We start from the raw sequence: 24,527 nt of genomic DNA, 5'->3' as shown, positions 1-24,527 counted from the left end.
GTAAAGGTTACTGGCAGCAACCTTTACAGAGGTTATATGCATTGACATGGATGGCAAGGTCAATGCCTTGCAAGGAGGGTGAACGATGGACAAAATCGTATTTTTATGTACAGGCAATACCTGCCGCAGCCCGATGGCCGAAGGCCTGTTTCGGGCGCTGGGCGGGGAGGAGAAAACCGGACTGCATGCAGAGTCAGCTGGTATTTTTACCGTGGATGGTTTGCCGGCATCCGAACATGCCCGCACAGCTGCGGCTGAGATGGGAGCCGATTTGTCTGGGCATCATTCGCGAATGTTAAACAGTCAAATTGTTGCGGACGCAAAATATCTAGTCTGCATGACCGGCGCGCACTATGACCGCGTTTTAGCCGAATTCCCGCAAGCGGAAAGTAAATTATTCACCTTGTTGCCGCAGGATATATCCGATCCTTTTGGTGGGGATCTGGATACATACCGCCAGTGCGCTGAACAGATTCGCACGGGGGTATCGGCAATTATTGAGAGGTTATCATGAAAATCAAAATCGCAAAAATGCAGCCAGAGCATATTCCGGCCCTAGCAGTGATTGAGCAGCAATGCTTTCACACCCCTTGGAGCGAAAACGCTTTGGCGGCAGAGTTGGAAGAGGACGGAAGTTTGTTCCTGGTAGCGGAGGGGCCGGAACCGCTGGGATATGTGGGCTGTAAAACCGTGCTGGATGAAGGATATATCACCAATGTAGCGGTTCGGCCGGATGCCCGGCGGCATGGCATTGCCCGCCGTCTATTGCAGGAACTGCAAAAAGCAGCGGAGAAGCAGGGGCTGTCGTTTATTACCCTGGAAGTACGGGTATCCAATGTAGCAGCCATTGCTTTATATGAAAAGGCAGGCTATATTTCTGTGGGCACGCGCAAAGCGTTCTATCATGACCCCAAAGAGGACGCCATGCTGATGACCTTATTTTTGGATAAAGAATCGGCCGATTGATGGACCTTTGGAAGATTGGAATGAAGAATATGGAATTAAAATTTGTAGAAGTTAATCACCCACATTTACACATGTTGACCGCAGAATTGGATGACTTTTTCGTGAAACGTTACGGAGAAGCCACGCGGAAATATCAAAAATATCATGACCTGACAAAAATGGCTGGTGCCGCGGTGGCCTATGTGCAGGAAGTCCCGGTCGCATGCTGCTGCTGGAAAGCGATGGATGCCGTCACAGCAGAGGTCAAACGCATGTATGTCCGCCCTGCATATCGGGAGCAGGGGATCGCACGCCAGCTGATGGAAGCCATCGAGCAGCATGCCGCAGCATCTGGCTGCCATCGGGCGGTGCTGGAAACTGGTTCGGATATGGAAGGGGCAATCACAGCCTATCGCCATCTGGGCTATCAGGTTTGCGACAATTACGGGGATTTTGTGGGCGATTCGAATGTGCTATGTATGGAAAAAGAAATATCGGATGGCACCATGCGTTGACAACAGGATGCCAGACAAAGAAATGGATGATTTGAAATGAAAATTTTAGCGATTGAGTCCTCTTGCGATGAAACCGCCGCTGCGATCATCGAAGACGGACGGCATATTTTATCCAATATCGTAGACAGTCAGGTGGAGACTCATGCCCTCTATGGCGGGGTGGTTCCGGAAATCGCTTCCCGCCGGCATATGGAGGCCGTGGTGCGTGTCATCGATCTGGCCTTGCGGGAAGCCAATATGGATGCATCGGACGTTGACGCTGTTGCGGCGACCTGCGCGCCGGGACTGATCGGTGCCTTGCTGGTAGGCGCCAATTTCGGCAAGTCCCTGGCGTATTCTTTACAGAAACCGTTTATCCCGGTGCATCACATCCGGGGCCATATCGCGGCAAATTATCTGGTGTTTTCCGAGCTGAAGCCGCCGTTTTTAACGCTGGTGGCTTCAGGTGGGCATAGTTTGCTGGTGCTGGTCCGGGATTATACCTCTTTTGAAATTCTGGGCGGCACGCGGGACGACGCAGCAGGAGAAGCTTTTGATAAGGTTGCGCGCGTGCTGGGCGTGGGATACCCGGGTGGACCGAAGATCGATACCATGGCGCGCGGCGGCGATGCGTCCAAATATCCGCTGCCGCATTCCAAAGTCAAAGATGCTCCACTGGATTTTTCGTTCTCGGGCCTGAAAACAGCGGTCATCAATCTGGCGCATAACGCCGAGCAAAAGGGCGAAACCATTGATAAACCCGCTCTGGCGGCCGCATTTTGTGCAGCAGTAGTCGATACGCTAGTGCCCCGGCTGGAGCTTGCGATCGACCAGACCGGTGTGCGGGATGTGGTCTGTGCCGGCGGGGTAGCCGCCAATTCCTGGCTGCGCAAAGCCCTGCATGAAATGGCAGCCCGCCGGAAGATCCAGCTTTATCTGCCACCGCTCCACTTGTGCGGCGACAATGCGGCCATGATCGGAAGCCAGGCGTATTATGAATTCCAAGCCGGCAATCTGGGCACGACCCTGCAAAATGCTTTTGCAACAGCCGAAATCAGCGAAAAGATTTGTCAAAAAATTTCGTGATTTACTCTGGAAAAACAGCGGCTTTTGCGTTAAAATAAGAAGGGTTTCGTTTCGAAAGCCGTTTTTTTACAATTTGGGCACGGCACAACGCCGTGGAGAAGGCTGTGGAAGCCGTCACATAGAGGAAAGCTGCGGCAAGGGTTTGCCGCACGGATCATCATGAGGAGCGATGCAAGACAATGGGAATGACGATTGCAGAAAAAATTCTGAAAGCACATCTGGTCGATGGGGAAATGGTGCAGGGCCAGGAGATCGGTTTGAAAATCGATCAGACCCTGACCCAGGACGCCACGGGTACCATGGCGTACCTGCAATTTGAGGCCATGGGAGTCGACCAGGTCAAGACCGAACGATCGGTTGCCTATATTGACCACAATACCCTCCAGTCTGGTTTTGAGAATGCGGACGACCACAAGTACATCGGTACGGTTGCCAAGAAGCATGGCATCTACTACTCCAAGGCAGGCAACGGTATCTGCCATCAGGTACATCTCGAACGCTTTGGCGCACCGGGCAAGACCCTGATTGGTTCGGACAGCCACACCCCCACCGGCGGCGGCATCGGTATGCTGGCGTTTGGTGCAGGCGGCCTGGACGTTGCGGTCGCCATGGGCGGCGGCGCGTATTACATCCCCATGCCCAAGATGGTACGCGTGACCCTGACCGGCAAATTGCAGCCGTGGGTCGCTGCCAAGGACATCATTTTGGATGTACTGCGCCAGATGACCGTCAAGGGCGGCGTTGGCAAGATTGTAGAGTATGCAGGCGAAGGCGTTGCGACGCTGTCGGTACCCGAGCGTGCAACGATCACCAATATGGGCGCTGAACTGGGCGCCACCACGTCCATTTTCCCGTCGGACGAAGTGACCAAGGCATTTCTGGAAGCACAGGGCCGCGGCGATGTTTATGTACCGCTCGCATCCGACCCGGATGCCAAGTACGATGAAGAATACACGGTAGACCTTAATACGCTGGTGCCGCTGGCTGCGATGCCGCACATGCCCGACAATGTGAAGCCGGTCACCGAGATCGGCCCGATCACGGTCAACCAGTGCTGCATCGGTTCGTGCACCAACTCGTCTTACTATGATATGATGAAGGTCGCTGCCATCCTGAAGGGCAAGACCATTCATCCGGATGTATCGCTGACCATCAGCCCGGGTTCCAAGCAGGTATTTGATATGCTCGCCAAGAACGGCGCCCTGTCGGATATCATTGCAGCCGGCGCTCGTATTCTGGAATGCGCTTGCGGTCCATGCATCGGTATGGGCCAGTCTCCCGAATCGGGCGGCGTTTCGCTGCGTACCTTTAATCGCAACTTCGAAGGTCGTTCGGGTACCCAGGATGCACAGATCTATCTGGTTTCGCCCGAAGTGGCTGCCGCTTCGGCGCTGGCTGGTGTCCTGACCGACCCGCGTACGCTGGGTGAGGCACCGGTCATCGAAATGCCCGAGCATTTTGATATCAACGATAATCTGATTATCAAGCCCGCGGAAGACCCGTCCACCGTTGAAGTACGTCGTGGTCCGAACATCAAGCTCTTCCCGCTGGGCAAGGAACTGGAAGACAGCTATGCTGGTAAGGTCGTCCTTAAGATCGAGGACAACATCACTACCGACCACATCCTGCCGGCTGGCGCCAAGCTGCTGCCGTATCGTTCCAACATCCCGTATTACTCCAACTACTGCTTCATTAACGTCGATCCCAAGTTCCCGGCTCGCTGCCAGGAGCAGGGTGGTGGCGTGATCGTCGGCGGTGCAAACTATGGTCAGGGCTCGTCCCGTGAACATGCTGCACTGGTGCCGCTATATCTGGGCGTTCGTGCGGTTCTAGTCAAGTCGTTTGCCCGTATCCACAAGGCCAACCTGGTCAACTCGGGCATCATCCCGTTGACGTTCGTTGACCCGGCAGACTACGATAAGATCAGCCTGAACGACAGCATCCAGCTGCCGCATATTGCCGAGGAAATTAAAAATGGCAGCCGTGTGACGGTAGTTGTCAATGGCTACACCTTCCAGGCGGAATGCGAAGTTTCCGACCGTCAGCGCGGTGCACTGCTGGCAGGCGGTACGCTCAATTATGCGAAAAAGCAAAACGGCTAAGTCATATTTTTGTCAAAGATACGGTTGCATCAAATTTTTTACCGGCGTCTGACCAAAGGAGTCTGGACGACTCGTTGACAACTAGCTGAAAAATTGTTAAAATAATATCGATTAGTTGGAGGACACCCCAATGGCATTATCTGAAAAAGCAATTGCGCAATATGAAAAAGTCGTAGAAAGCCAGCTCGCGCGCATCCGTGCGATGAAGGAGCAGGGCGATTTCATCGACTATTCCAAGTTGGATAAAATTATCATCGGCGTTTGCGGCGGCGACGGCATTGGCCCGATGATCACCGGTATGGCGCAGCATGCGCTGGAAACCCTGCTGGCCGATAAGGTCAAGGCGGGCAAGGTTGAATTCCGTGTGATCGATGGCCTGACCATTGAGCGCCGTGCTGAACTGGGCTGCGCTATTCCGCCGGATGTCATGGAAGAACTCAAGGCTTGCCATGTCATCCTCAAGGGACCGACCACGACCCCGCGTAAGGGCGATCCGTGGCCGAACGTAGAGTCTGCCAATGTTGCAATGCGTAAGGCGCTCGACCTGTTTGCCAACGTCCGTCCGGTGAAGGTACCCGAACTCGGCATCGACTGGACGTTCTACCGTGAAAACACCGAAGGCGGCTATGCAGTCGGCTCGCAGGGCGTGCAGATCGAGGACGATCTGTTCATCGACTTTACAGTCGCGACTTCGCAGGGCTGTGAACGTATTGCCCGTCTGGCATTTGATTACGCGAAAAAGACCGGTAAGAACCGTGTTTCTTGTGTAACCAAGGCCAACATCATCAAGACGACCGATGGCAAGTTCCTCGATACCTGCCAGAAGGTTGCCGCTGAGTATCCGGAAGTCGTATTTGACGACTGGTATATCGACATCATGACCGCAAAGCTGCTGGACGACAAGCGTCGCCGTGATTTCAAGGTCGTTGTACTGCCCAACCTGTACGGCGATATCATCACCGACGAAGCTGCGGAAATCCAGGGTGGTGTTGGTACGGCTGGTTCGGCTAACATCGGCAAGCGGTATGCGATGTTCGAAGCAATCCATGGCTCGGCGCCGCGTATGGTGCAGGAAGGCCGCGCAAAGTATGCCGACCCGTCGTCGGTACTGCGTGCATCGGTCATGCTGCTCGAACACATTGGCGAGATCGAACTGGCAAAGAAACTCGATCGCGCTTTGGATATCTGTATGTATGAAAAGAAGAAGTATGTGATCACCGGCCGTGATACCGGCGCAACTGCGCAGGAGTTTACCGATTACGTGCTGGAAACCATTGCTTCTCTCGATTGAAATAAGTAGGAGGCTTCGCTTTGGACAAGAAACAGAAGGTATCCCGGGCGGTCATCCACCGCATTCCCCGCTACTATCGTTATGTTTCGAGGCTCCGGGCGAATGGTGTGCAACGTATATCATCCCGTGCGCTTGCGGAATCGATGGGATTGACCGCATCGCAAATCCGACAGGATTTTAATTGTTTTGGCGGATTTGGACAGCAGGGATATGGCTATAACGTGGAAAAGCTGTGCGAAGGCCTGGGAGAGATCTTAGGCATCCATCGTCAGCGAAAAGCAATTTTGGTCGGCGTCGGTAATATTGGCCGCGCACTTTTGAAGAATTTTGATTTCAAAGCCAGCGGTTTTGATTTGATTTGTGCATTTGACGCCGATAAAAAAGTCGTTGGCATGGATTTCGGACCGGTCAACATCCGCGACGTGGCCGAACTGTACGACTATGTCGATCAGCATCATCCAGATGTTGCGGTGTTGACGGTACCGCATGGGATTGCGCCCTATATGGCCAAAAATCTGGTCGACCATGGTATCCGTGGCCTGTGGAATTTTACCGGAGAGGACCTTCATTTGGAAGGATTGGGCATTCCGGTTGAAAATGTGCACTTTTCCGACAGTCTGATGATTCTCTGCTATGCGGTAGATTCTGAGGATGCGAAAGCTGCGGACGAATAAAGCTTCATAAGAAACGACATGGCAGACGCGATGTCGTTTCTTTTTACGTCGGGGCACACCGAGAATTTCTTTCTTGACATTCTTCGCCATCGGGTATATTATTATTAAAGTATGAAATGCAGCAATGCTGTGATCTTTCATGTAAATATTTTTCGACCACCCGTTTTCGGGTTAAGGCCATGCGGACAGCCGGGTCGACTGCCGAGCGGCAACTTTTTCGTTGCCTTATTGATTGAGCCCACAGCTCAAATTTTATAAGTTGGTTACTTTATAACCAGTGTGCAGCGTGCACATCAAGCTTGTGAAACGGTCAATAAGAGTAGTAAAAGTAAAATATTTGCTATATAGACTCTGATCTCATCATTCTGTATCTCATTTTCTTGCAATCCATGGGCTTTTCTGCGGGAAAGTATCGGATTGGGATATGGAATTCAAACGCAAGCACGATGCCGGTGCTTGCGTTTTTTATTTTACTGGAGGAGGGGCCGCCGATGGAACAAAAACTCAAACTCTATGGGTTTAATAATTTGACCAAAGCGCTCAGTTTTAACATTTATGACGTTTGTTATGCCAAAACACCGCGTGAACAAAAGGATTACATCGCTTATATCGATGAACAATATAACTCCGAGCGCTTGACCAATATCCTGACCACACTGACCGACATGATCGGAGCCAATGTGCTGAACATTTCCAAGCAGGATTTTGACCCCCAAGGCGCCTCTGTCACGCTGCTCATTTCCGAGCAATCCATGGTCCCCATTGGAGAGACTCAGGTCGCTCATTTGGACAAAAGCCATGTTACCGTGCACACCTATCCAGAATATCACCCGGAAACCTGTCTGGCGACGTTCCGTGTGGACATTGATGTGGCGACCTGCGGCGAAATCACGCCGCTTTCCACCCTCGACTATTTGATTGGCTCCTTTGATTCAGATATCATCACCATGGATTATCGTGTGCGCGGTTTTACCCGCGATGTAGACGGCCAAAAGCTCTTTTTGGACCACCACATTGCATCGATTCAGGATTACATTGAGCCGGCGACCCTGCGCCGGTATGACGCCGTAGACATCAATGTCTATGAAGCCAATCTGTTCCATACGAAAATGATGCTGAAGGACATCGATCTGCAAAACTATTTGTTCAAAACCGATGCTTATGAACTGCCGCCGCGGGTGCGGCTGGAAATTATGGAAAATATCCGTCGCGAGATGATCGAAATCTTCAGCGGACGCAACATTTACAGCCAAGGAGAAAACGCATGAAGCAATTAACACAGGAACGGGCCCCGATTTACGAAGCATTGGAACGCTTCCGCAAAATGCGTGTGGTGCCGTTCGATGTGCCGGGCCATAAGCGGGGAAGGGGAAATCCCGAACTTGCTGCCTTGTTGGGTGAGACCTGTGTGCAGATGGATGTCAACTCCATGAAGCCGCTGGACAATCTGTGCCATCCGGTTTCGGTCATTCGAGATGCCGAAATTTTGGCCGCAGAAGCATTTGGCGCGGCACATGCGTTCCTGATGGTCGGCGGAACGACTTCGGCTGTGCAAAGCATGGTACTTTCGGTCGTAGCGCGCGGGGAGAAGATCATTTTGCCGCGCAATGTGCATCGCAGCGTCATGGGGGCCTTGGTATTGTGCGGGGCGATTCCGGTTTATGTAAACCCGGCTTGTGACGATCGTTTGGGGATTCCGCTCGGCATGCGGGTGTCGGATGTCGAACGCGCTATCCGGGAAAATCCGGACGCCAAAGCGGTTCTGGTCAACAATCCGACCTATTACGGCATCTGCTCCGATTTGCGTTCGATCGTCGATCTGGCGCATCGCAACGGTATGCTCTGTCTGGCAGATGAAGCTCATGGAACACATTTTTATTTTGGAGAAAATCTGCCGGTGTCTGCCATGGCGGCCGGCGCCGATATGGCGGCGGTGTCCATGCACAAATCGGGCGGCAGCCTGACCCAGTCGTCTCTGCTGCTAGCAGGTCCCGCGATGAGCGAAGGCCATGTGCGGCAGATTATCAACCTGACACAGACGACAAGCGGTTCGTATCTGCTGCTTAGTTCGCTCGATATTTCGCGGCGGAATCTGGCGCTGCGCGGCAAGGCTTCCTTTGCACGAGTCGTAGAACTGGCTGAGTATGCACGCGAGGAGATCAATGCCATTGGCGGGTATTATGCCTATTCGCGGGAACTTATCAACGGCGACAGCATTTACGATTTTGACGTCACCAAGCTGTCGGTACATACGCTCGATATTGGTCTGGCCGGCATTGAAGTGTATGATTTGCTGCGCGATGAATACGATATTCAGATTGAATTCGGTGATTTGGGTAACATTTTAGCCTATATTTCCATCGGCGACCGCGAACGCGAGATCGAGCGTCTGGTCGGTGCCATGGCCGAAATTCGCCGCCGCTTTGGTGGGGATAAGACCGGCCTGATGGAGCAGGAATACATCGACCCAGAGGTCGCCGTATCGCCACAGCAGGCGTTCTATGCGGCGCATGAGTCGCTGCCGCTGCGGGAAACCGCAGGACGGGTATGTAGTGAATTTGTCATGTGCTACCCGCCGGGCATTCCGATTTTGGCGCCCGGTGAACGCATTACCGATCAAATTTTGGATTATATCGAATATGCCAAAGAAAAGGGCTGCTCGATGACCGGGCCAGAGGATGCAGGGATCGAACGGCTGAATGTACTGAAAGGGGTGTGAGCTGGTTTGGATTTTTGGTTTTCAGAAGCGCATACACCGAATGTGAAGCTTTCTATCCGGGTCGACCGGCAGCTTTACAGCGGGAAAAGTGAATTTCAACGCATCGATGTTTTTGATTCGCCCGAGTTCGGACGTTTCCTGACGCTGGACGGCTACATGATGCTGACCGAAAAGGACGAATTTATCTATCACGAGATGATTACCCATGTGCCCATGGCGGTGCATCCGAATATCCGCAAGGTGCTCGTCATTGGCGCGGGCGATGGCGGCGTGGTGCGGGAACTGACCCGCTATGCGTCCATTGAGCACATTGACATGGTGGAGATTGACCCGCTCGTTGTCGAAGTGTGCAAAAAGTATTTGCCGCAGACGGCGTGCCGGTTTGACGACCCGCGCTTGACCATCCATTATGCGGACGGGCTGAAATTTGTTCGCCGCTGTGAGGATGCGTATGACCTGATTATCGTCGATTCGACCGATCCGTTTGGTCCGGGCGAGGGCCTGTTTACCCGTGAATTTTACGGCAACTGCTTCAAGGCTTTACGCGAAGATGGTATCATGGTAAACCAGCATGAAAGCCCGTTTTACGATGCCGATGCGGTCGCCATGCAACGTGCACACAAGCGCATTGTGGAGTCGTTTCCGATCAGCCGGGTCTATCAGGCTCACATTCCGACCTATCCGTCCGGACATTGGCTGTTTGGATTTGCTTCGAAAAAATATCATCCGCTCAAAGACCTGCGGGAAACCGACTGGAATCTATTGGGCTTAAAATGCCGGTATTATACCACCACACTGCATAAGGGTGCCTTTTATCTGCCGGCCTATGTGGAGGAATTGCTGCAAGATGTTGAACGCTAACACCGAAACCTTTTTGGCCTGTGATGCGCCATATGAGCAGGCAAATGTCGTGTTGTTCGGCGCACCGTATGACTCGACAACTTCTTTCCGTCCGGGTACCCGATTTGGGCCTCACGCCATTCGCTCGGAATCGTTTGGACTGGAAAGCTACTCACCGTATCAGGACCGAGATTTGACCGATTATGCGATTTTGGACAGCGGCGATCTGGAGCTTCGTTTTGGCGGACCGGAATCGGCACTTGCGGAGATTGAAGCTTGTGCAGACGGTATTTTACAGGATGGAAAAGTTCCGTTTCTGCTGGGTGGAGAGCATTTGGTGACGCTGGGCGCGGTTCGTGCCTGCGCCAAGCGGCATCCCGATTTGCACATCATTCACTTTGATGCGCATACCGACCTGCGTGAAGACTATTTGGGTGAACCGTTGTCGCATGCCTGTGTCATTCGCCGCTGCTGGGATCTGCTCGGCGATGAACGCATTTATCAGTTTGGGATTCGCTCGGGCGACCGCGAGGAATGGCGCTGGGGCAAAGATCATGTCCGCACCCAACGCTTTAACACCGAGGGGTTGGCGCAGATCGTTGAAAAACTGCGCGATAAACCGGTATATTTTACGCTTGATCTCGATGTGCTCGACCCGTCGGTATTTCCCGGCACAGGCACCCCAGAACCGGGCGGTATCTCGTTTGAAGCGCTGCGCATCGCGGCAACGCTGGTATGCAGCAAGCTGCATATTGTTGGTTGTGATGTCAATGAACTCAGTCCGCACTATGACCCGAGCGGTGCATCGACCGCAGTGGCATGCAAAATCGTTCGGGAAATGCTGCTGGCGCTGCAAGATTAAGATATAGGAGGAACGATAAAAATGGGAAAGGTATTGATTATCGGCTGCGGCGGTGTCGCATCGGTTGCGATTCATAAGTGCTGCCAAAACAGCGAAGTATTCGAGGAAATCTGCATTGCCAGCCGCACCAAGTCCAAGTGTGACGCGCTCAAGGCAAAGCTGGAAGGTACCACCAAGACCAAGATCACGACCGAACAGGTGGATGCCGATAAGGTTGATGAACTGGTGGCGCTCATCCGCAAGGTGCAGCCCGATTTGGTTATGAATATCGCATTGCCGTATCAGGATCTGTCTATTATGGATGCATGCCTCGAATGCGGTGTCAACTACATGGATACGGCTAACTACGAGCCCGAGGACATTAACGACCCGGCTTGGCGGGCTGTTTATGACAAACGCTGCAAGGAAGAAGGCTTTTCGGCTTACTTTGATTACTCCTGGCAGTGGGCGTACAAGGAGAAGTTTGAAAAGGCCGGTCTGACGGCGCTGCTCGGTTCGGGCTTTGACCCGGGCGTTACGCAGGCTTATTGCGCATATGCACAGAAGCATCTGTTCGATCAGATCGATACCATCGATATCCTGGACTGTAATGGCGGCGACCACGGCTATCCGTTTGCAACCAACTTCAACCCGGAAATCAATCTGCGTGAGGTTTCTGCACCTGGCTCGTACTGGGAGAACGGTCACTGGGTCGAGATTCCGGCCATGAGCATCAAGCGCGAGTATGATTTTGACCAGGTGGGCCAGAAGGATATGTACCTGCTGCATCACGAGGAGATCGAGTCCCTGGCCAAGAATATTCCGGGTGTTCAGCGCATCCGCTTCTTTATGACGTTTGGGCAGAGCTATCTGACCCATATGAAGTGTCTGGAGAATGTCGGCATGCTGTCCACCGAGCCGATCGAGTTCGAAGGACATCAGATTGTTCCGATTCAGTTCCTTAAGGCGCTGCTGCCTGACCCGGCAACCCTGGGTCCGCGCACCAAGGGCAAGACCAACATCGGCTGCATCTTTACCGGCAAAAAGGACGGCCAGGAAAAGACTGCGTATATTTACAATGTTTGCGACCATCAGGCATGCTATCAGGAAGTCGGTTCGCAGGCGATCTCGTACACCACCGGTGTGCCGGCAATGATCGGCGCTATGATGCTGCTGACCGGCAAATGGAACAAGCCCGGCGTATACACCGTGGAAGAGTTTGATCCCGATCCGTACATGGATGCGCTTAATAAATGGGGCCTGCCGTGGCAGATCAACGACGCTCCGGTACTGGTGGACTGATGAGCCAAACCTGGAACGATGGCGGTTTCCGCACGCCGTATTATCTCATCGATGAGGAACGGCTGCTGCATAACTTAAAGATTTTAAAGCACGTGTCTGAGCAGGCAGGCTGTAAAATTCTGCTTGCGCAAAAAGCATTCTCCATGTTTGCAGTATACCCGCTATTGCGGCAATATCTAGCCGGCACGACCGCGAGCGGGTTATATGAAGCCCGGCTGGGGCATGAGGAATTCGGCGGGGAAACCCATGTTTTTTCGCCTGCTTACCGCGCAGATGAAATCGACGAAATTTTGTCCTATGCGGACGATATCGTTTTCAATTCACCCGAACAGGTGCGAAAATATGCTGCTGTGGCGCGTGAACGCGGGAAATCGGTCGGTTTGCGTATCAATCCGGAGTGCTCGACCCAGGAAGGACATGCCATTTATGACCCATGTGCGCCCGGTTCTCGTTTGGGAACGACTCGCGCAAACCTGGATGCCGATATTTTGCCGCTGCTGGATGGGCTGCATTTTCATACCCTTTGTGAGCAAAATTCAGATGATTTGGAAACCACGGTTGCAGCCGTAGAAGACAAATTCGGTGATTTGCTGTCGCAGATGAAATGGCTCAATTTAGGCGGTGGGCATCACATCACAAGGGATGATTACGATATCGAACGGCTCATTCGCATTGTCCGCCATTTGCGGGAAAAGTATGGCGTTGAAGTCTATTTGGAGCCCGGCGAAGCCGTTGTGCTGAATGCCGGGTATCTGGTGACGACCGTACTGGAAACCTTGCACAATGGGACGGACATCGCGATTTTGGACGCTTCGGCAGCCTGTCATATGCCCGATGTGTTGGAAATGCCGTATCGGCCGCCGCTCATGAACAGCGGACAGGCAGGGGAGAAGGCGCATACTTACCGTCTGGGTAGTGCGACCTGTCTGGCAGGGGATATCATTGGAGAGTATTCCTTTGACCAGCCGCTTCACGAGGGTGACCGACTGGTCTTCGAGGATATGGCCTTGTACACCATGGTCAAAAATAATACCTTCAATGGTATGCCGCTGCCGTCGATTGTTTACAAACGGCAGGATGGCCGCTTTGAAGTTATTCGTGAATTTGGATATTCCGACTTTAAAATGCGGTTATCCTGATGCCGCGAGAAAGGATAGCTTATGAATCATCAGACCCGTATCCCGCTTTCCAATGGCACAAGTATTCCTTGTCTGGGATTTGGCACCTGGAAAACGCCGGCCGAACAAGCCAAGCAGTCGGTTTTGCATGCACTGGAAGCCGGATATCGCCACATTGACACCGCAACCGCCTATCACAATGAAGAAGCGGTCGGGGAGGCTATTGCAGCATCTGGAATTGCACGCACCGAGATCTTTTTGACCTCCAAGCTATGGAACCCGTCGCAGGGATATCAGTCGACCCTGGATGCGTTTGCCCGTTCGCTCGAATGGCTGCGAACCGATTATCTGGATTTGTATCTGATCCATTGGCCGCACGACCCCAAATACTTCGACGACTGGAAGACCATGAATGTGGAAACTTGGCGTGCCTTTGAAAAGCTATATCGCGATGGTCAGATCAAAGCCATTGGTGTGAGCAATTTCCGGCCGCATCATTTGCGTCATTTGATGGAGCATTGCGAGGTTAAGCCAATGGTTGACCAGGTGGAAATCCATCCCGGGATGCCACAGGATGAAATCCTGGATTTCTGCAAGGAACATGATATGGTGGTAGAGGGTTGGAGCCCGCTGGCGACCGGAAAGATCTTTGCAGTACCCGAAATGCAGGATATGGCCCGCAAATATGGAAAGACGGTGGCCCAACTCTGCCTGCGTTGGAGCGTGCAGCGCGGCGTGATTCCGCTGCCCAAATCGGTCACACCCGCTCGTATCGTAGAAAATACGCAGATTTTTGATTTCACTTTGGAACCGCAAGATATGGAGACAATCAGCCATCTAACCGGCTGCGGCTGGTCCGGACTGGACCCCGATCACTTGGTATATTAAAAAAACGAGCGCAAGGAATGCCTTGCGCTCGTTTTTACGTTTGTGCGTCAATATAGCTGTACAGAGTATATTTGGAAATGCCATAGTATTTGGAGATCTTATCCCCGGACTTGGTGATTAAAAATGCACCCGCTTTATTCAAAAACTGAATGGCTCGAATCTTATCTTCTTTGTTCATCAAAGCGACCGGTTTGCCGACCAAACGGGTCGATTCGGCAATTAGTTCATCCAGCAATTCACCGACACTTTGCACAATGCGGTCCGGTTCGTGCGCAGCAGCGGAGGGTTCGGTCGAAATCAGCGGCTGTAAACTGTTTTCAAACATCAATAAGCCGGAAATGTCAAAATTGATCGATAAAATATATTCGATCTCTCCGCGGGCATTGCGCAAGTAGATGGTGGAACTTTTTAAGATTTTGCCGTCTTTGGTACGTGTCAGATAAGCCAGATGGTCGGCTGCATCGTGTCCTTTTTTGAGTGCTTCCAAAACAACATGGGAAGGTCCATCCCCGAGTTTGCGGCCGGAAACATGACCGTTTTCAATGGCGACGATCGAAGAATCAAAACCCTCTGCGTCCGACTCGGAAAAGGAATGAATGACAACCTCGCAATTCGGTCCAAACTGACAGGCCAAACCTTTGGCAATCTGCTTGAGTGCATCCAGCGAAATATCCACGACCGCGCCTCCTGTCTCTTAAAATGTTGGTATCATCATAGCATACGACCTGCGTGATTGCAATAAAAATTTAGGGCAAAAGAATATTTTTTAGCTATGCGACAGGGCATTTCAGCAAGATGCACAAAAGCTATCAAAAAAATTTTTAGACAGGATAAAAAATATTTTGCGAATGTCGTTGACTTTCCTTGGTCGGATGCTAAAATAAAGGCAAGAGACGATTTTGCCATCGGCAATCGATCATAGGGAGGCAGCAGTCATGGACCAAATTAAATGGGTGAAAAATCAAATGCCCCACACCGATGACCAGCAGCTTGCAGTCATGGGGTTGGACAATGTTGCAAAGGCGCGAGAATTCCATCGGAGTTTTCCACAGTACAAAGTAACTCCCCTGGTGAAACTGGATGGGATGGCAAAGCATTTGGGAATCAAAGGCTTGTTGGTAAAAGACGAGAGTTATCGTTTTGGACTCAATGCGTTTAAAGTACTCGGCGGTTCGTTTGCGATGGCGCAATATATTGCCGAGCAAATTGGAAAAGACGTTTCGGAAACCGATTATACGTACTTAACCAGCGATGATCTACGCTGGCAATTTGGGCAGGCTACTTTCTTTACCGCCACCGATGGCAACCATGGCCGGGGCGTTGCCTGGGCCGCCAATAAATTAGGACAAAAAGCCGTTGTGCTCATGCCGAAGGGCTCGGCACAGTCGCGCTTTGATAACATTGCACGCGAAGGCGCTAAGGTCACGATCGAAGACGTGAACTACGATGAGTGTGTGCGCCGCGCCAATGCGCTGGCCAACCAGACCCGCAATGGCGTGATGGTGCAGGATACGGCTTGGGAGGGTTATGAAAAAATTCCCTCTTGGATTATGCAGGGATATGGTACCATGGCCAGCGAAGCCGATGAACAGCTTCGTGCCCATGGCTTTGACCAACCGACGCATATTTTTATCCAGGCTGGTGTGGGCAGTTTGGCTGGCGCAGTGCAAGGGTATTTTGCCAACCGCTTTGCTGGTTGTGAACCGGTCGTGACCGTGATGGAAGCACAGGCAGCTGATTGTCTGTACCAGGGTGCGAAGGCCGCCGATGGTGCGCCGCGGTTTGTAGACGGCGATCTGCAGACCATTATGGCAGGCTTGGCCTGCGGCGAACCGAACACCATTTCATGGGACATTCTGAAAAACCATGCGTCGTTCTTTGTATCGTGTCCGGACTGGGTAGCGGCAAAGGGCATGCGTATGCTGGGCGCGCCGGTCAAGGGCGACCCGCAGATCGTATCCGGCGAATCGGGTGCGGTTGGTATGGGACTGATTTCTACCTTGCTGACCGATCCGGCCTATCAGGACCTCAAGCAGGCCATGGGGCTGGACGAAAACAGCGTTGTTTTGATGTTCTCGACCGAAGGCGATACCGACCCGGAGAATTATCAGAAAATCGTTTGGGGCGGCGCTTATCCAGAAGAAAAATAAGTAGGAGGAGATAACAATGGATTTTGCAGCAATTCACAGAGCCGCAGAAGGATATCAGGAAAAGATGACCAAGTTCTTACGGGACTTGGTTCGTATTCCGGGTGAGAGTGCAGAGGAAAAAGGTCACGTTGCACGTATCCGTCAGGAAATGGAGAATTTGGACTTTGACCGCGTTCAAATCGACCACATGGGCAACATTCTGGGCTTTATGGGCTCGGGTGAAACCCTCATTGGTTTCGATGCACATATTGATACCGTTGGTATCGGCAATCGCGACAACTGGGATTTTGACCCTTATGAAGGGTATGAGACCGATACCGAGATCGGCGGCCGCGGCACATCCGACCAGCTTGGCGGCATTGTTTCGGCGGTTTATGGCGCCAAGATCATGAAGGACCTTGGCCTTCTCAAGGACAAGTATCAGATCGTTGTCACTGGTACCGTGCAGGAAGAGGACTGCGACGGTCTGTGCTGGCAGTACATCATTCATGAAGATAAGATTCGTCCGGAATTTGTGGTTTCCACTGAGCCGACGGACGGCGGTATCTATCGCGGCCAGCGTGGACGCATGGAGATTCGTGTCGATGTCAAGGGCGTTTCCTGCCATGGCTCGGCACCCGAACGCGGTGACAATGCGATTTATAAAATGGCCGATATTTTGCAGGATGTGCGTGCACTCAACGAAAATAGCGCATCGGACGATGTAGAAGTCAAGGGTCTGGTCAAGATGCTGGACGAAAAGTACAATCCCGAATGGAAGGAAGCCAATTTCCTGGGCCGTGGTACGGTTACGGTTTCGGAAATCTTCTTTACGTCGCCCAGTCGCTGTGCTGTGGCAGATAGCTGCTCGGTATCGCTCGACCGCCGTATGACGGCAGGCGAGACCTGGGAAAGCTGCCTGGATGAAATCCGTGATCTGCCTGCGGTTCGCAAATATGGCGATGACGTGACCGTTTCCATGTATCAGTATGACCGTCCGTCTTGGGCAGGTTGTGTTTATCCCATTGAGTGCTATTTCCCGACTTGGGTCATTTCCGAAGATCATAAGGTCACCAAGGCGCTCGAAGCTGCCTATAAGGGCCTGTATGGGGAATCCCGTGTGGGCTGTGCGGCAACCGAAGAAATGCGCAAGGCTCGTCCGCTGACCGATAAGTGGACGTTTTCGACCAATGGTGTCACGATTATGGGCCGCAATGGCATCCCGTGCATCGGCTTCGGTCCGGGTGCAGAAGCACAGGCACATGCCCCCAACGAACATACTTGGAAGATCGATCTGGTCCGCTGCGCCGCTGTCTATGCAGCGCTGCCGGGCATGTACAGCAGTGTAGAATAAAAAAGGAGAATGCAAAGAATGGACGCAAAGTTACAGGCTTATATCGACAAACTCAACGCGCTGAATTTTAAGGAAATGTATGAAAACGACTTTTTCCTGACCTGGGAAAAGACGGACGATGAGATCGAAGCGGTCTTTACGATTGCCGATACGCTGCGGTACATGCGCGAAAACAACATTTCCACCAAGATTTTTGAATCCGGTCTGGGCATTAGCCTGTTCCGCGACAACTCGACCCGCACCCGCTTCTCCTTTGCTGCGGCCTGCAATCTGCTTGGTCTGGAAGTACAGGATTTGGATGAGGGCAAGAGTCAGATCGCACATGGCGAAACCGTTCGCGAAACCGCAAACATGGTATCCTTTATGGCGGATGTCATCGGTATCCGTGACGATATGTACATCGGCAAGGGCAATGCCTATATGCACGAAGTGGTCAATGCAGTAACCGAGGGCTATGAGGATGGTGTTCTGGAGCAGAAGCCGACGCTGGTTAACCTCCAGTGCGACATCGATCATCCGACCCAATGTATGGCAGATATGCTGCACATTATCCATCATTTTGGCGGTGTTGAGAACCTGAAGGGCAAAAAGGTTGCTATGACTTGGGCATACTCACCTTCGTACGGCAAACCGCTGTCGGTGCCGCAGGGTGTCATCGGTTTGTTTACCCGCTTTGGCATGGATGTTGTGCTGGCGCATCCGGAGGGCTATGAGGTCATGCCCGAAGTCGAAGAAGTTGCTAAGAAAAACGCAGAAGCAACTGGCGGTACCTTCCGCAAGGTCAATTCCATGGCCGAAGCATTTGAAGATGCAGACATCGTTTATCCCAAGAGCTGGGCGCCGTTTGCTGCAATGGAAAAGCGTACCGACCTGTATGCCCAGGGCGATACGGCGGGTATCCAGGCACTCGAAAAGGAACTTCTGGCTCAGAATGCCGAACATAAGGACTGGTGCTGCACCGAAGAGATGATGGCCAAGACCCACGATGGCAAGGCGCTGTATCTGCACTGCCTGCCCGCAGACATCAACGGGGTTTCCTGTGTGGATGGCGAAGTGGAAGCTTCGGTCTTTGACCGCTACCGCGTACCGCTCTATAAGGAAGCATCTTTCAAGCCCTATATCATCGCCGCGATGATCTTCCTTGCCAAGTGCAAAGATCCGCAGGCGATGCTCAAAAAGCTGGCCGACCGCGCAGCAGAGCGCCGTCTGACCACCGAATAACGAGAATCGACACAAGAGGGGCGGGGTCCGAACCCTGCCCCTTGCTGTTTTTTCTGAGAGGAGTTTAACAAATAGTGGGCAAGCGAATTGTTATTGCGCTGGGCGGCAATGCGCTCGGCAACACACTCACCGAACAGATGACTGCCGTACGGCATACGGCGAAGGCCATTGCCGACTTGATCGAACAAGGCCATGAGGTAATCGTATCCCATGGCAATGGACCGCAGGTAGGCATGATTCACCATGCAATGAATGAACTGACGCGTGTCGTGGAGCAGGATTTTCCGGTCATTCCGCTGTCGGTGTGCGTGGCGATGAGCCAGAGCTATATTGGCTATGACCTGCAAAATGCGCTGCGCGCAGAACTGCTCAGTCGTGGGATTCCCAAACCGTGCGCGACCGTCATCACCCAAGTGGTCGTAGACCCGAATGACCCGGCATTTCAGACACCGACCAAACCCATTGGCCGTTTCATGAGCCAGGAAGAGGCCGAGAAACTGCAAAAGGAAAAAGGGTATGTCATGATGGAGGATGCCGGACGTGGTTGGCGGCGAGTCGTCGCCAGCCCCAAGCCACGCGACATCGTGGAGATCGATACCGTGCGTGCGCTGTTTAACGCCGGACAGGTAGTCATAGCCGGGGGCGGCGGAGGCATTCCTGTGACACGGGAGGGCGTCCAGCTACACGGTGCCAGTGCGGTAATCGATAAGGATTTTTGTTCCTGCCTGATTGCACAGCAGGTGGATGCAGACCTGCTCATCATTTTGACGGCAGTGGAAAAATGCGCGATTCATTTTGGTACGCCGGAGCAGCAATGGCTGGACCGAATGACGACTCAAGAGGCGCGCCAATACTGTGCCGAAGGACAGTTTGCAACCGGTTCCATGCTGCCCAAAGTGGAGGCTGCGATCAAATTTGCCGAATCCGCGCCCGGACGGCAAGCTCTCATCACCTTGCTGGAAAAGGCCAAAGATGGTCTGGAAGGCAAGACGGGCACCATCATTGCTTAAATGGTTTCGCAAAGCCAAGACGCGGAATGGCTAGTTCCTGCGTCTTGGCTTTTGTGCACTTTGCGGAAAAATACGTGAAATTTCGAGGTTATATTGACGAAACCGTCTAAAAATGTTATACTATAAAAAACTGTTTGGTTATTTGACCAATGCCCATGGAAAGGAAGGTGGCAGGCCATGAAACAGATTTTATACCATGGGACGGTGATTACAAACGATCCGGCACAAGGCATGCTGGAAAACGGCGCCGTCGCTTGGGAAGATGGAACGATTTTGGAAGTCGGCGCGTCGGATGCGATGCTGCAAAAATATCCGGATGCTCGCCGGTGTGATGCACGGGGCGGTATCATCTTTCCGGCGTTTATCAATACGCATCATCATATTTATTCGGCATTTGCGCGTGGGCTGTCGATTCCCGGCAATCAGCCGACCAATTTTTTGGAAATTTTGGAGGGCACTTGGTGGAATATCGACCGCCATTTGACCCGTCGCATGACGCGATATTCGGCCTACATGACCTTGCTCGAATGCATCCGTTCGGGCGTGACGACCGTATTTGACCACCATGCTTCGTTTGCCGAAATCCCAGGCAGCCTATTGGAAATCGCGCAGGCAGCGCAGGAATTCGGTGTGCGAGCCTGCTTGTGCTATGAAATCTCTGACCGCGATGGCCCGGAAAAAGCCCGCCAATCGGTGCAGGAAAATGTTGATTTTGCGCGAGCCTGCCAAGCGGACACGACTGGGATGCTGGCCGCTTTGTGCGGCATGCACGCCTCGTTTACCATTTCGGAGCAGACCATGGAGCTTGCCCGGCAGCAAACCGAAGGTGGTTTCCACATTCACGTGTGCGAGGGCGCCTATGACCGCGACCACTGCCGGGATACCTACCACGAAACCGTGGTGGAACGACTGGAGCGGCATGGTATTCTGGGACCGCAGACCATTTGCGGTCACTGTGTCTATCTGACAGATTCCGACCGGGAAACTCTGGCGCGTACCGGAACGGCTGTGGTGCACAATCCGCAGTCCAATATGGGCAATGCAGTTGGCGTGACCGATGTGCTGCGCTTGTTCCAAGCCGGTGTGCTGGTCGGTCTGGGCACCGATGGATTTACCAGCGATATGATCGAGTCCATGAAACATGCCAATGTGCTCATGAAGCATGAAAACCATCATCCGTCGGTGGGCTGGAATGAAACCTTTGCCATGGCGCTGACAAACAATGCAGCACTGGCATCTCGGCATTTTGGCGGTACATTTGGCGTTTTGCAGGCCGGGGCTCACGCGGATTTGATTGTTTCCGATTATCAGCCGTTCACACCGCTGCGGGCGGATAATTTCCAAGGGCATCTGCTGTTTGGTATGAATGGCCGCAACATCACCACGACCGTATGCAATGGACAGATTTTGATGGAAAATCGGGAAATTCGCTGTGTCGACGAGGAAAAACTGCGATATGAATGTCAACAAGAAGCCGGAGCCCTATGGCAGGCTTTGTGTGGAGGTGAACCGCAATGAGTGATACAATGCGTGGCGTGCCCTTTCCGGAACTTCTGAAATGTGCATTAGCCGAATACCGGAAAAGCGGGAGTTTTTATCATGTACCCGTACGAAAAGGCACCGGACAAGGACTGATGCAGCTTGCTGGCCGGCCGCTTTCTCTGCCCGTGGGTCCGGCAGCAGGGCCGCATACCCAGCTGGCACAAAATTTGATTGCCGAATTTGCCGCCGGAGCGCGCATTTTTGAACTGAAAACCGTACAAATTTTAGAGGGCGAGGCACTGGGGATTCAAAAACCCTGTATCTATGTGGACGATGAAGCGTATAACATCGAATGGTCGACCGAACTGACCGTCCGCGAAGCCGCCGAAGAATATATCAAAGGCTACCTAGCCTTGCAATTGCTCGCCAAAGAATGCGGTTTAGATGCCGATTTTCAGTTCCATATCAGCGTAGGCTATGATTTGGCAGGCATCCAGAGCCCCAAAATCGACTGGTTTTTAAATACCATGCAGGATGCGTCCAGCACCCCGTTTTGGGAACAGTGTTTGCAGCAAGCCGAAGCCTGTTTGTCCCTGTTTGAGCGGGTAGATGCTGCATTTTTGCGTTCGATCGACCCGCATATCTCAAATCTGGTGACCTTGTCCACCATGCACGGTTGCCCGGCGGATGAGATCGAACAGATCGCCGCGTATTTGATCGAGCAGAAGGGCTTCCATACCTATATCAAATGCAATCCGACCCTAATTGGATACGACAACGTCCGCAAACTGCTGGATGATTTGGGTTATGGCTATGTTTCCTTCGATCATAGCCATTTTGAGCATGATATGAAGCTGCCCGATGCGGTTGCGATGATCGAACGTCTGCAAAAGCGGGCAGAAACGCAGGGCGTCACCTTTGGCGTCAAGCTGACCAATACTTTTCCGGTGCAGATCCAGCACGAGGAACTGGCTGGCGATGCGATGTATATGTCCGGCAAACCATTGTTCCCGTTAGCCATCCATGTTGCTTTAGCGCTCAGTCAGGCGACCGACGGGCGTTTGCCGATTTCTTTTTCGGGCGGTATCGATGCACATAACATGCAAGCAGTTTTGGACTGCGGCATCGCACCGGTAACGGTCGCCACCTTGCTGCTTAAAGCGGGGGGCTACCGCAATCTGGCACGTCTGGCCGATTTGGCGCCTGCGTCCATTCCGGCGCAAGTGGACGTTGCCAAGCTGGAAGCGCTTTGTGCGTCGATTCGGCAAGACCCTTATTATCGCAAACCGGAAGTAGCGAAAAAACAAGTGCCGCCCAGCACACCGCCAATCGCTTGTTTTCGATGCCGCAACTGCGTGGATGTTTGTCCCAATCGGGCCAATGTGCCGCTGCCGGAGCTCAAAGCTGCGGTGCATGTGGATTCCTACTGCAATGAATGCGGCAACTGTGCGTGTCTGTGTCCCTTCGGATACATTCCTTATCGGGATAAATTCACTTATTTTGAAACCGAAGCCGATTTTATGTCTTCTTCGAATGACGGCTTTCTGAATCGGGAAAAATATCGCTGGAACGGAGCGGTTTCGACCGACTTTTCTGCTTTGCCGGAAGATCTCCGGCAAGTTGTGGATACGTTTCTTGCGCAGAAAGACGGGGTGAGCGTATGACGACCGTCATTCGAAACGGTACGCTAGTGTTTGCAGATCGCTGTCAAAAAGCCGATCTCCTGATCGAAGAGGAAACCATCCGTGCGATCGGTGCGGATCTGCAAGGCGATCAGGTAATCGATGCAGCCGGTTGTCTGGTATTTCCGGGCTTTATCGATGGGCACACCCATTTGGACATGCCGGTTTCCGGCACGGTCACATCGGATGACTTTGCTTCGGGCAGTACGGCCGCATTGGCAGGCGGTACGACCATGCTGATCGACTTTGCCACTCAGGATAAAGGCGATACGCTGGCGCACGCTCTGGAAATCTGGCACAGCCGGGCAGATGGTAACTGCTCCTGTGACTATGGTTTTCATATGGCCGTGACCGACTGGAATGAACGTACCCGTGCAGAATTGCATGAAATGGCGAATGCGGGAATCACGTCTTTCAAATGCTATTACGCCTATGATGCTTTGATGCTGAGCGACCCGGAAATGTACGATATTCTGTGTGAAATGAAGCAAATCGGCGGCATCTTAGGCGTACACTGTGAAAATGGCCCGGTACTCAACCGCTTGCGGGAGAAGGCACTCGCCGAAGGGCATACTGACCCATCTTGGCACCCCAAGACCCGTCCCGCTTTGGTGGAAGGGGAGGCGGTCAGCCGTTTCTTGCGCATCGCGGCACTGGCCGATGCGCCGGCATGGATTGTCCATCTGTCGACCGACGATGGCCGGCGTGAAATCGCGCTTGCACGAGCGCGCGGACAAAAAGTCCTGGTGGAAACCTGTCCGCAATATCTGCTTTTGGATGAAAGCGTGTATGAAAAGCCGGATTTCGAAGCTGCCAAATATGTTTGCTCGCCGCCGTTGCGCAGCAAAGCCGATCAGCAGAGTTTGTGGGAAGCGGTGCAGCAAGGTGAAATCGATATTGTATCGACCGATCATTGTTCGTTCCATTTTCACGGCCAGAAAGAAATGGGGCGCAATGACTTTACATTGATTCCAAACGGTATGCCGGGCATTGAGCACCGACCGACTGTGATGTATACAGCTGGTGTGGCTTCTGGAAAAATCACAGCATCTGATCTCTGCCGGATGCTGGCCGAAAATCCGGCGAAAATGTTCGGCCTCTACCCGAAAAAAGGCGTGTTGGCTGTGGGAAGCGACGCGGATCTGGTGATTTTCGACCCAACGAAGCAAACGACGATTTCCGCAAAAGCACAGTATCAAAACTGCGACTATACCCCCTATGAAGACTTCCAAACCGCAGGAGCGGTGCGGGATGTCTTTTTGCGCGGAACGCATGCAGTTCAAAATGGCAAGGTGGTTCAAAAAGGACTGGGCCGCTATGTAAAACGAGAACGATCGAGGTGATTTGGG

At 52.6% G+C, this 24,527-nt stretch carries 22 protein-coding genes; 21 read left to right on the top strand and 1 reads right to left on the bottom strand.

Annotated elements, in window-relative coordinates; translation table 11 throughout:
- The first annotated feature begins 85 nt into the window (after positions 1-85).
- The 14 genes from EFB11_RS00705 (at position 86) to EFB11_RS00640 (ending at position 14,300) form a co-directional block, all read left to right on the top strand.
- A complete protein-coding gene (locus EFB11_RS00705; protein WP_122788438.1) occupies positions 86-514 on the top strand; it encodes a low molecular weight protein arginine phosphatase in 429 nt (142 codons plus the stop codon).
- Complete coding sequence (gene rimI, locus EFB11_RS00700; RefSeq protein ID WP_243115136.1) at positions 511-966, top strand: ribosomal protein S18-alanine N-acetyltransferase; 456 nt, start codon at positions 511-513, stop codon at positions 964-966. The genes EFB11_RS00705 and rimI overlap by 4 nt, the downstream gene beginning before the upstream one ends.
- Complete coding sequence (locus tag EFB11_RS00695) at positions 966-1,460, top strand: GNAT family N-acetyltransferase (protein WP_122788437.1); 495 nt, start codon at positions 966-968, stop codon at positions 1,458-1,460. Before rimI ends, EFB11_RS00695 begins: the two co-directional genes overlap by 1 nt.
- Positions 1,461-1,496: 36 nt before the next feature.
- Positions 1,497-2,525 carry a tRNA (adenosine(37)-N6)-threonylcarbamoyltransferase complex transferase subunit TsaD gene (tsaD, locus tag EFB11_RS00690; protein WP_122788436.1) on the top strand — a complete coding sequence of 343 codons (1,029 nt, stop codon included), beginning with the start codon at positions 1,497-1,499 and terminating at the stop codon, positions 2,523-2,525.
- 179 nt (positions 2,526-2,704) lie between these two features.
- Entirely contained in the window at positions 2,705-4,627 is a 1,923-nt protein-coding gene (locus EFB11_RS00685; RefSeq protein WP_122788435.1) for an aconitate hydratase, read from the top strand.
- Between the two features lie 130 nt (positions 4,628-4,757).
- Positions 4,758-5,918, top strand: coding sequence for an isocitrate/isopropylmalate family dehydrogenase (locus EFB11_RS00680; RefSeq protein WP_122788434.1), 1,161 nt, complete (start codon positions 4,758-4,760; stop codon positions 5,916-5,918).
- A 20-nt stretch (positions 5,919-5,938) separates the two neighbouring features.
- On the top strand, positions 5,939-6,592 hold the full coding sequence (locus tag EFB11_RS00675; protein WP_122788433.1) for a redox-sensing transcriptional repressor Rex: 654 nt from the start codon (positions 5,939-5,941) through the stop codon (positions 6,590-6,592).
- 491 nt (positions 6,593-7,083) lie between these two features.
- Positions 7,084-7,860 carry an adenosylmethionine decarboxylase gene (gene speD / locus EFB11_RS00670; RefSeq protein ID WP_122788432.1) on the top strand — a complete coding sequence of 259 codons (777 nt, stop codon included), beginning with the start codon at positions 7,084-7,086 and terminating at the stop codon, positions 7,858-7,860.
- Positions 7,857-9,311, top strand: coding sequence for an aminotransferase class I/II-fold pyridoxal phosphate-dependent enzyme (locus EFB11_RS00665; protein WP_122788431.1), 1,455 nt, complete (start codon positions 7,857-7,859; stop codon positions 9,309-9,311). Before speD ends, EFB11_RS00665 begins: the two co-directional genes overlap by 4 nt.
- Before the next feature lie 6 nt (positions 9,312-9,317).
- Complete coding sequence (speE, locus tag EFB11_RS00660) at positions 9,318-10,172, top strand: polyamine aminopropyltransferase (protein ID WP_122788430.1); 855 nt, start codon at positions 9,318-9,320, stop codon at positions 10,170-10,172.
- Complete coding sequence (gene speB / locus EFB11_RS00655) at positions 10,159-11,013, top strand: agmatinase (RefSeq protein WP_122788429.1); 855 nt, start codon at positions 10,159-10,161, stop codon at positions 11,011-11,013. Before speE ends, speB begins: the two co-directional genes overlap by 14 nt.
- Before the next feature lie 21 nt (positions 11,014-11,034).
- Positions 11,035-12,294 carry a saccharopine dehydrogenase family protein gene (locus tag EFB11_RS00650; protein ID WP_122788428.1) on the top strand — a complete coding sequence of 420 codons (1,260 nt, stop codon included), beginning with the start codon at positions 11,035-11,037 and terminating at the stop codon, positions 12,292-12,294.
- Entirely contained in the window at positions 12,294-13,433 is a 1,140-nt protein-coding gene (gene nspC / locus EFB11_RS00645) for a carboxynorspermidine decarboxylase (RefSeq protein WP_122788427.1), read from the top strand. The genes EFB11_RS00650 and nspC overlap by 1 nt, the downstream gene beginning before the upstream one ends.
- A gap of 21 nt (positions 13,434-13,454) precedes the next feature.
- On the top strand, positions 13,455-14,300 hold the full coding sequence (locus tag EFB11_RS00640; RefSeq protein WP_122788426.1) for an aldo/keto reductase: 846 nt from the start codon (positions 13,455-13,457) through the stop codon (positions 14,298-14,300).
- Between the two features lie 34 nt (positions 14,301-14,334).
- On the opposite strand, the gene EFB11_RS00635 is transcribed toward EFB11_RS00640, so the two are convergent.
- On the bottom strand, positions 14,335-14,976 hold the full coding sequence (locus tag EFB11_RS00635) for a helix-turn-helix transcriptional regulator (RefSeq protein WP_122788425.1): 642 nt from the start codon (positions 14,974-14,976) through the stop codon (positions 14,335-14,337).
- A 259-nt stretch (positions 14,977-15,235) separates the two neighbouring features.
- Here EFB11_RS00635 and dpaL point away from each other — a divergent pair, with 259 nt between their 5' ends.
- The 7 genes from dpaL (at position 15,236) to hydA (ending at position 24,521) form a co-directional block, all read left to right on the top strand.
- Entirely contained in the window at positions 15,236-16,450 is a 1,215-nt protein-coding gene (gene dpaL / locus EFB11_RS00630; protein WP_122788424.1) for a diaminopropionate ammonia-lyase, read from the top strand.
- A 16-nt stretch (positions 16,451-16,466) separates the two neighbouring features.
- Positions 16,467-17,783, top strand: a complete 1,317-nt coding sequence (locus tag EFB11_RS00625; RefSeq protein ID WP_122788423.1) for a YgeY family selenium metabolism-linked hydrolase — start codon at positions 16,467-16,469, stop codon at positions 17,781-17,783.
- An 18-nt stretch (positions 17,784-17,801) separates the two neighbouring features.
- Positions 17,802-19,004, top strand: coding sequence for a knotted carbamoyltransferase YgeW (gene ygeW / locus EFB11_RS00620; protein WP_122788422.1), 1,203 nt, complete (start codon positions 17,802-17,804; stop codon positions 19,002-19,004).
- Between the two features lie 74 nt (positions 19,005-19,078).
- Positions 19,079-20,014, top strand: coding sequence for a carbamate kinase (gene arcC, locus EFB11_RS00615; RefSeq protein WP_122788421.1), 936 nt, complete (start codon positions 19,079-19,081; stop codon positions 20,012-20,014).
- Between the two features lie 177 nt (positions 20,015-20,191).
- A complete protein-coding gene (ssnA, locus tag EFB11_RS00610) occupies positions 20,192-21,532 on the top strand; it encodes a putative aminohydrolase SsnA (RefSeq protein ID WP_122788420.1) in 1,341 nt (446 codons plus the stop codon).
- Complete coding sequence (locus EFB11_RS00605) at positions 21,529-23,160, top strand: selenate reductase (RefSeq protein ID WP_122788419.1); 1,632 nt, start codon at positions 21,529-21,531, stop codon at positions 23,158-23,160. Before ssnA ends, EFB11_RS00605 begins: the two co-directional genes overlap by 4 nt.
- Positions 23,157-24,521, top strand: a complete 1,365-nt coding sequence (gene hydA, locus EFB11_RS00600; protein ID WP_122788418.1) for a dihydropyrimidinase — start codon at positions 23,157-23,159, stop codon at positions 24,519-24,521. Before EFB11_RS00605 ends, hydA begins: the two co-directional genes overlap by 4 nt.
- Positions 24,522-24,527: the final 6 nt, after the last annotated feature.

It is taken from the genome of Intestinibacillus sp. Marseille-P6563 (assembly GCF_900604335.1).
In the GTDB taxonomy this organism is placed as follows: Bacteria; Bacillota; Clostridia; order Oscillospirales; family Butyricicoccaceae; genus Butyricicoccus_B.
Note: the sequence above shows the minus strand (reverse complement) of the source record. Positions and strands in the feature narration are given on the sequence as shown.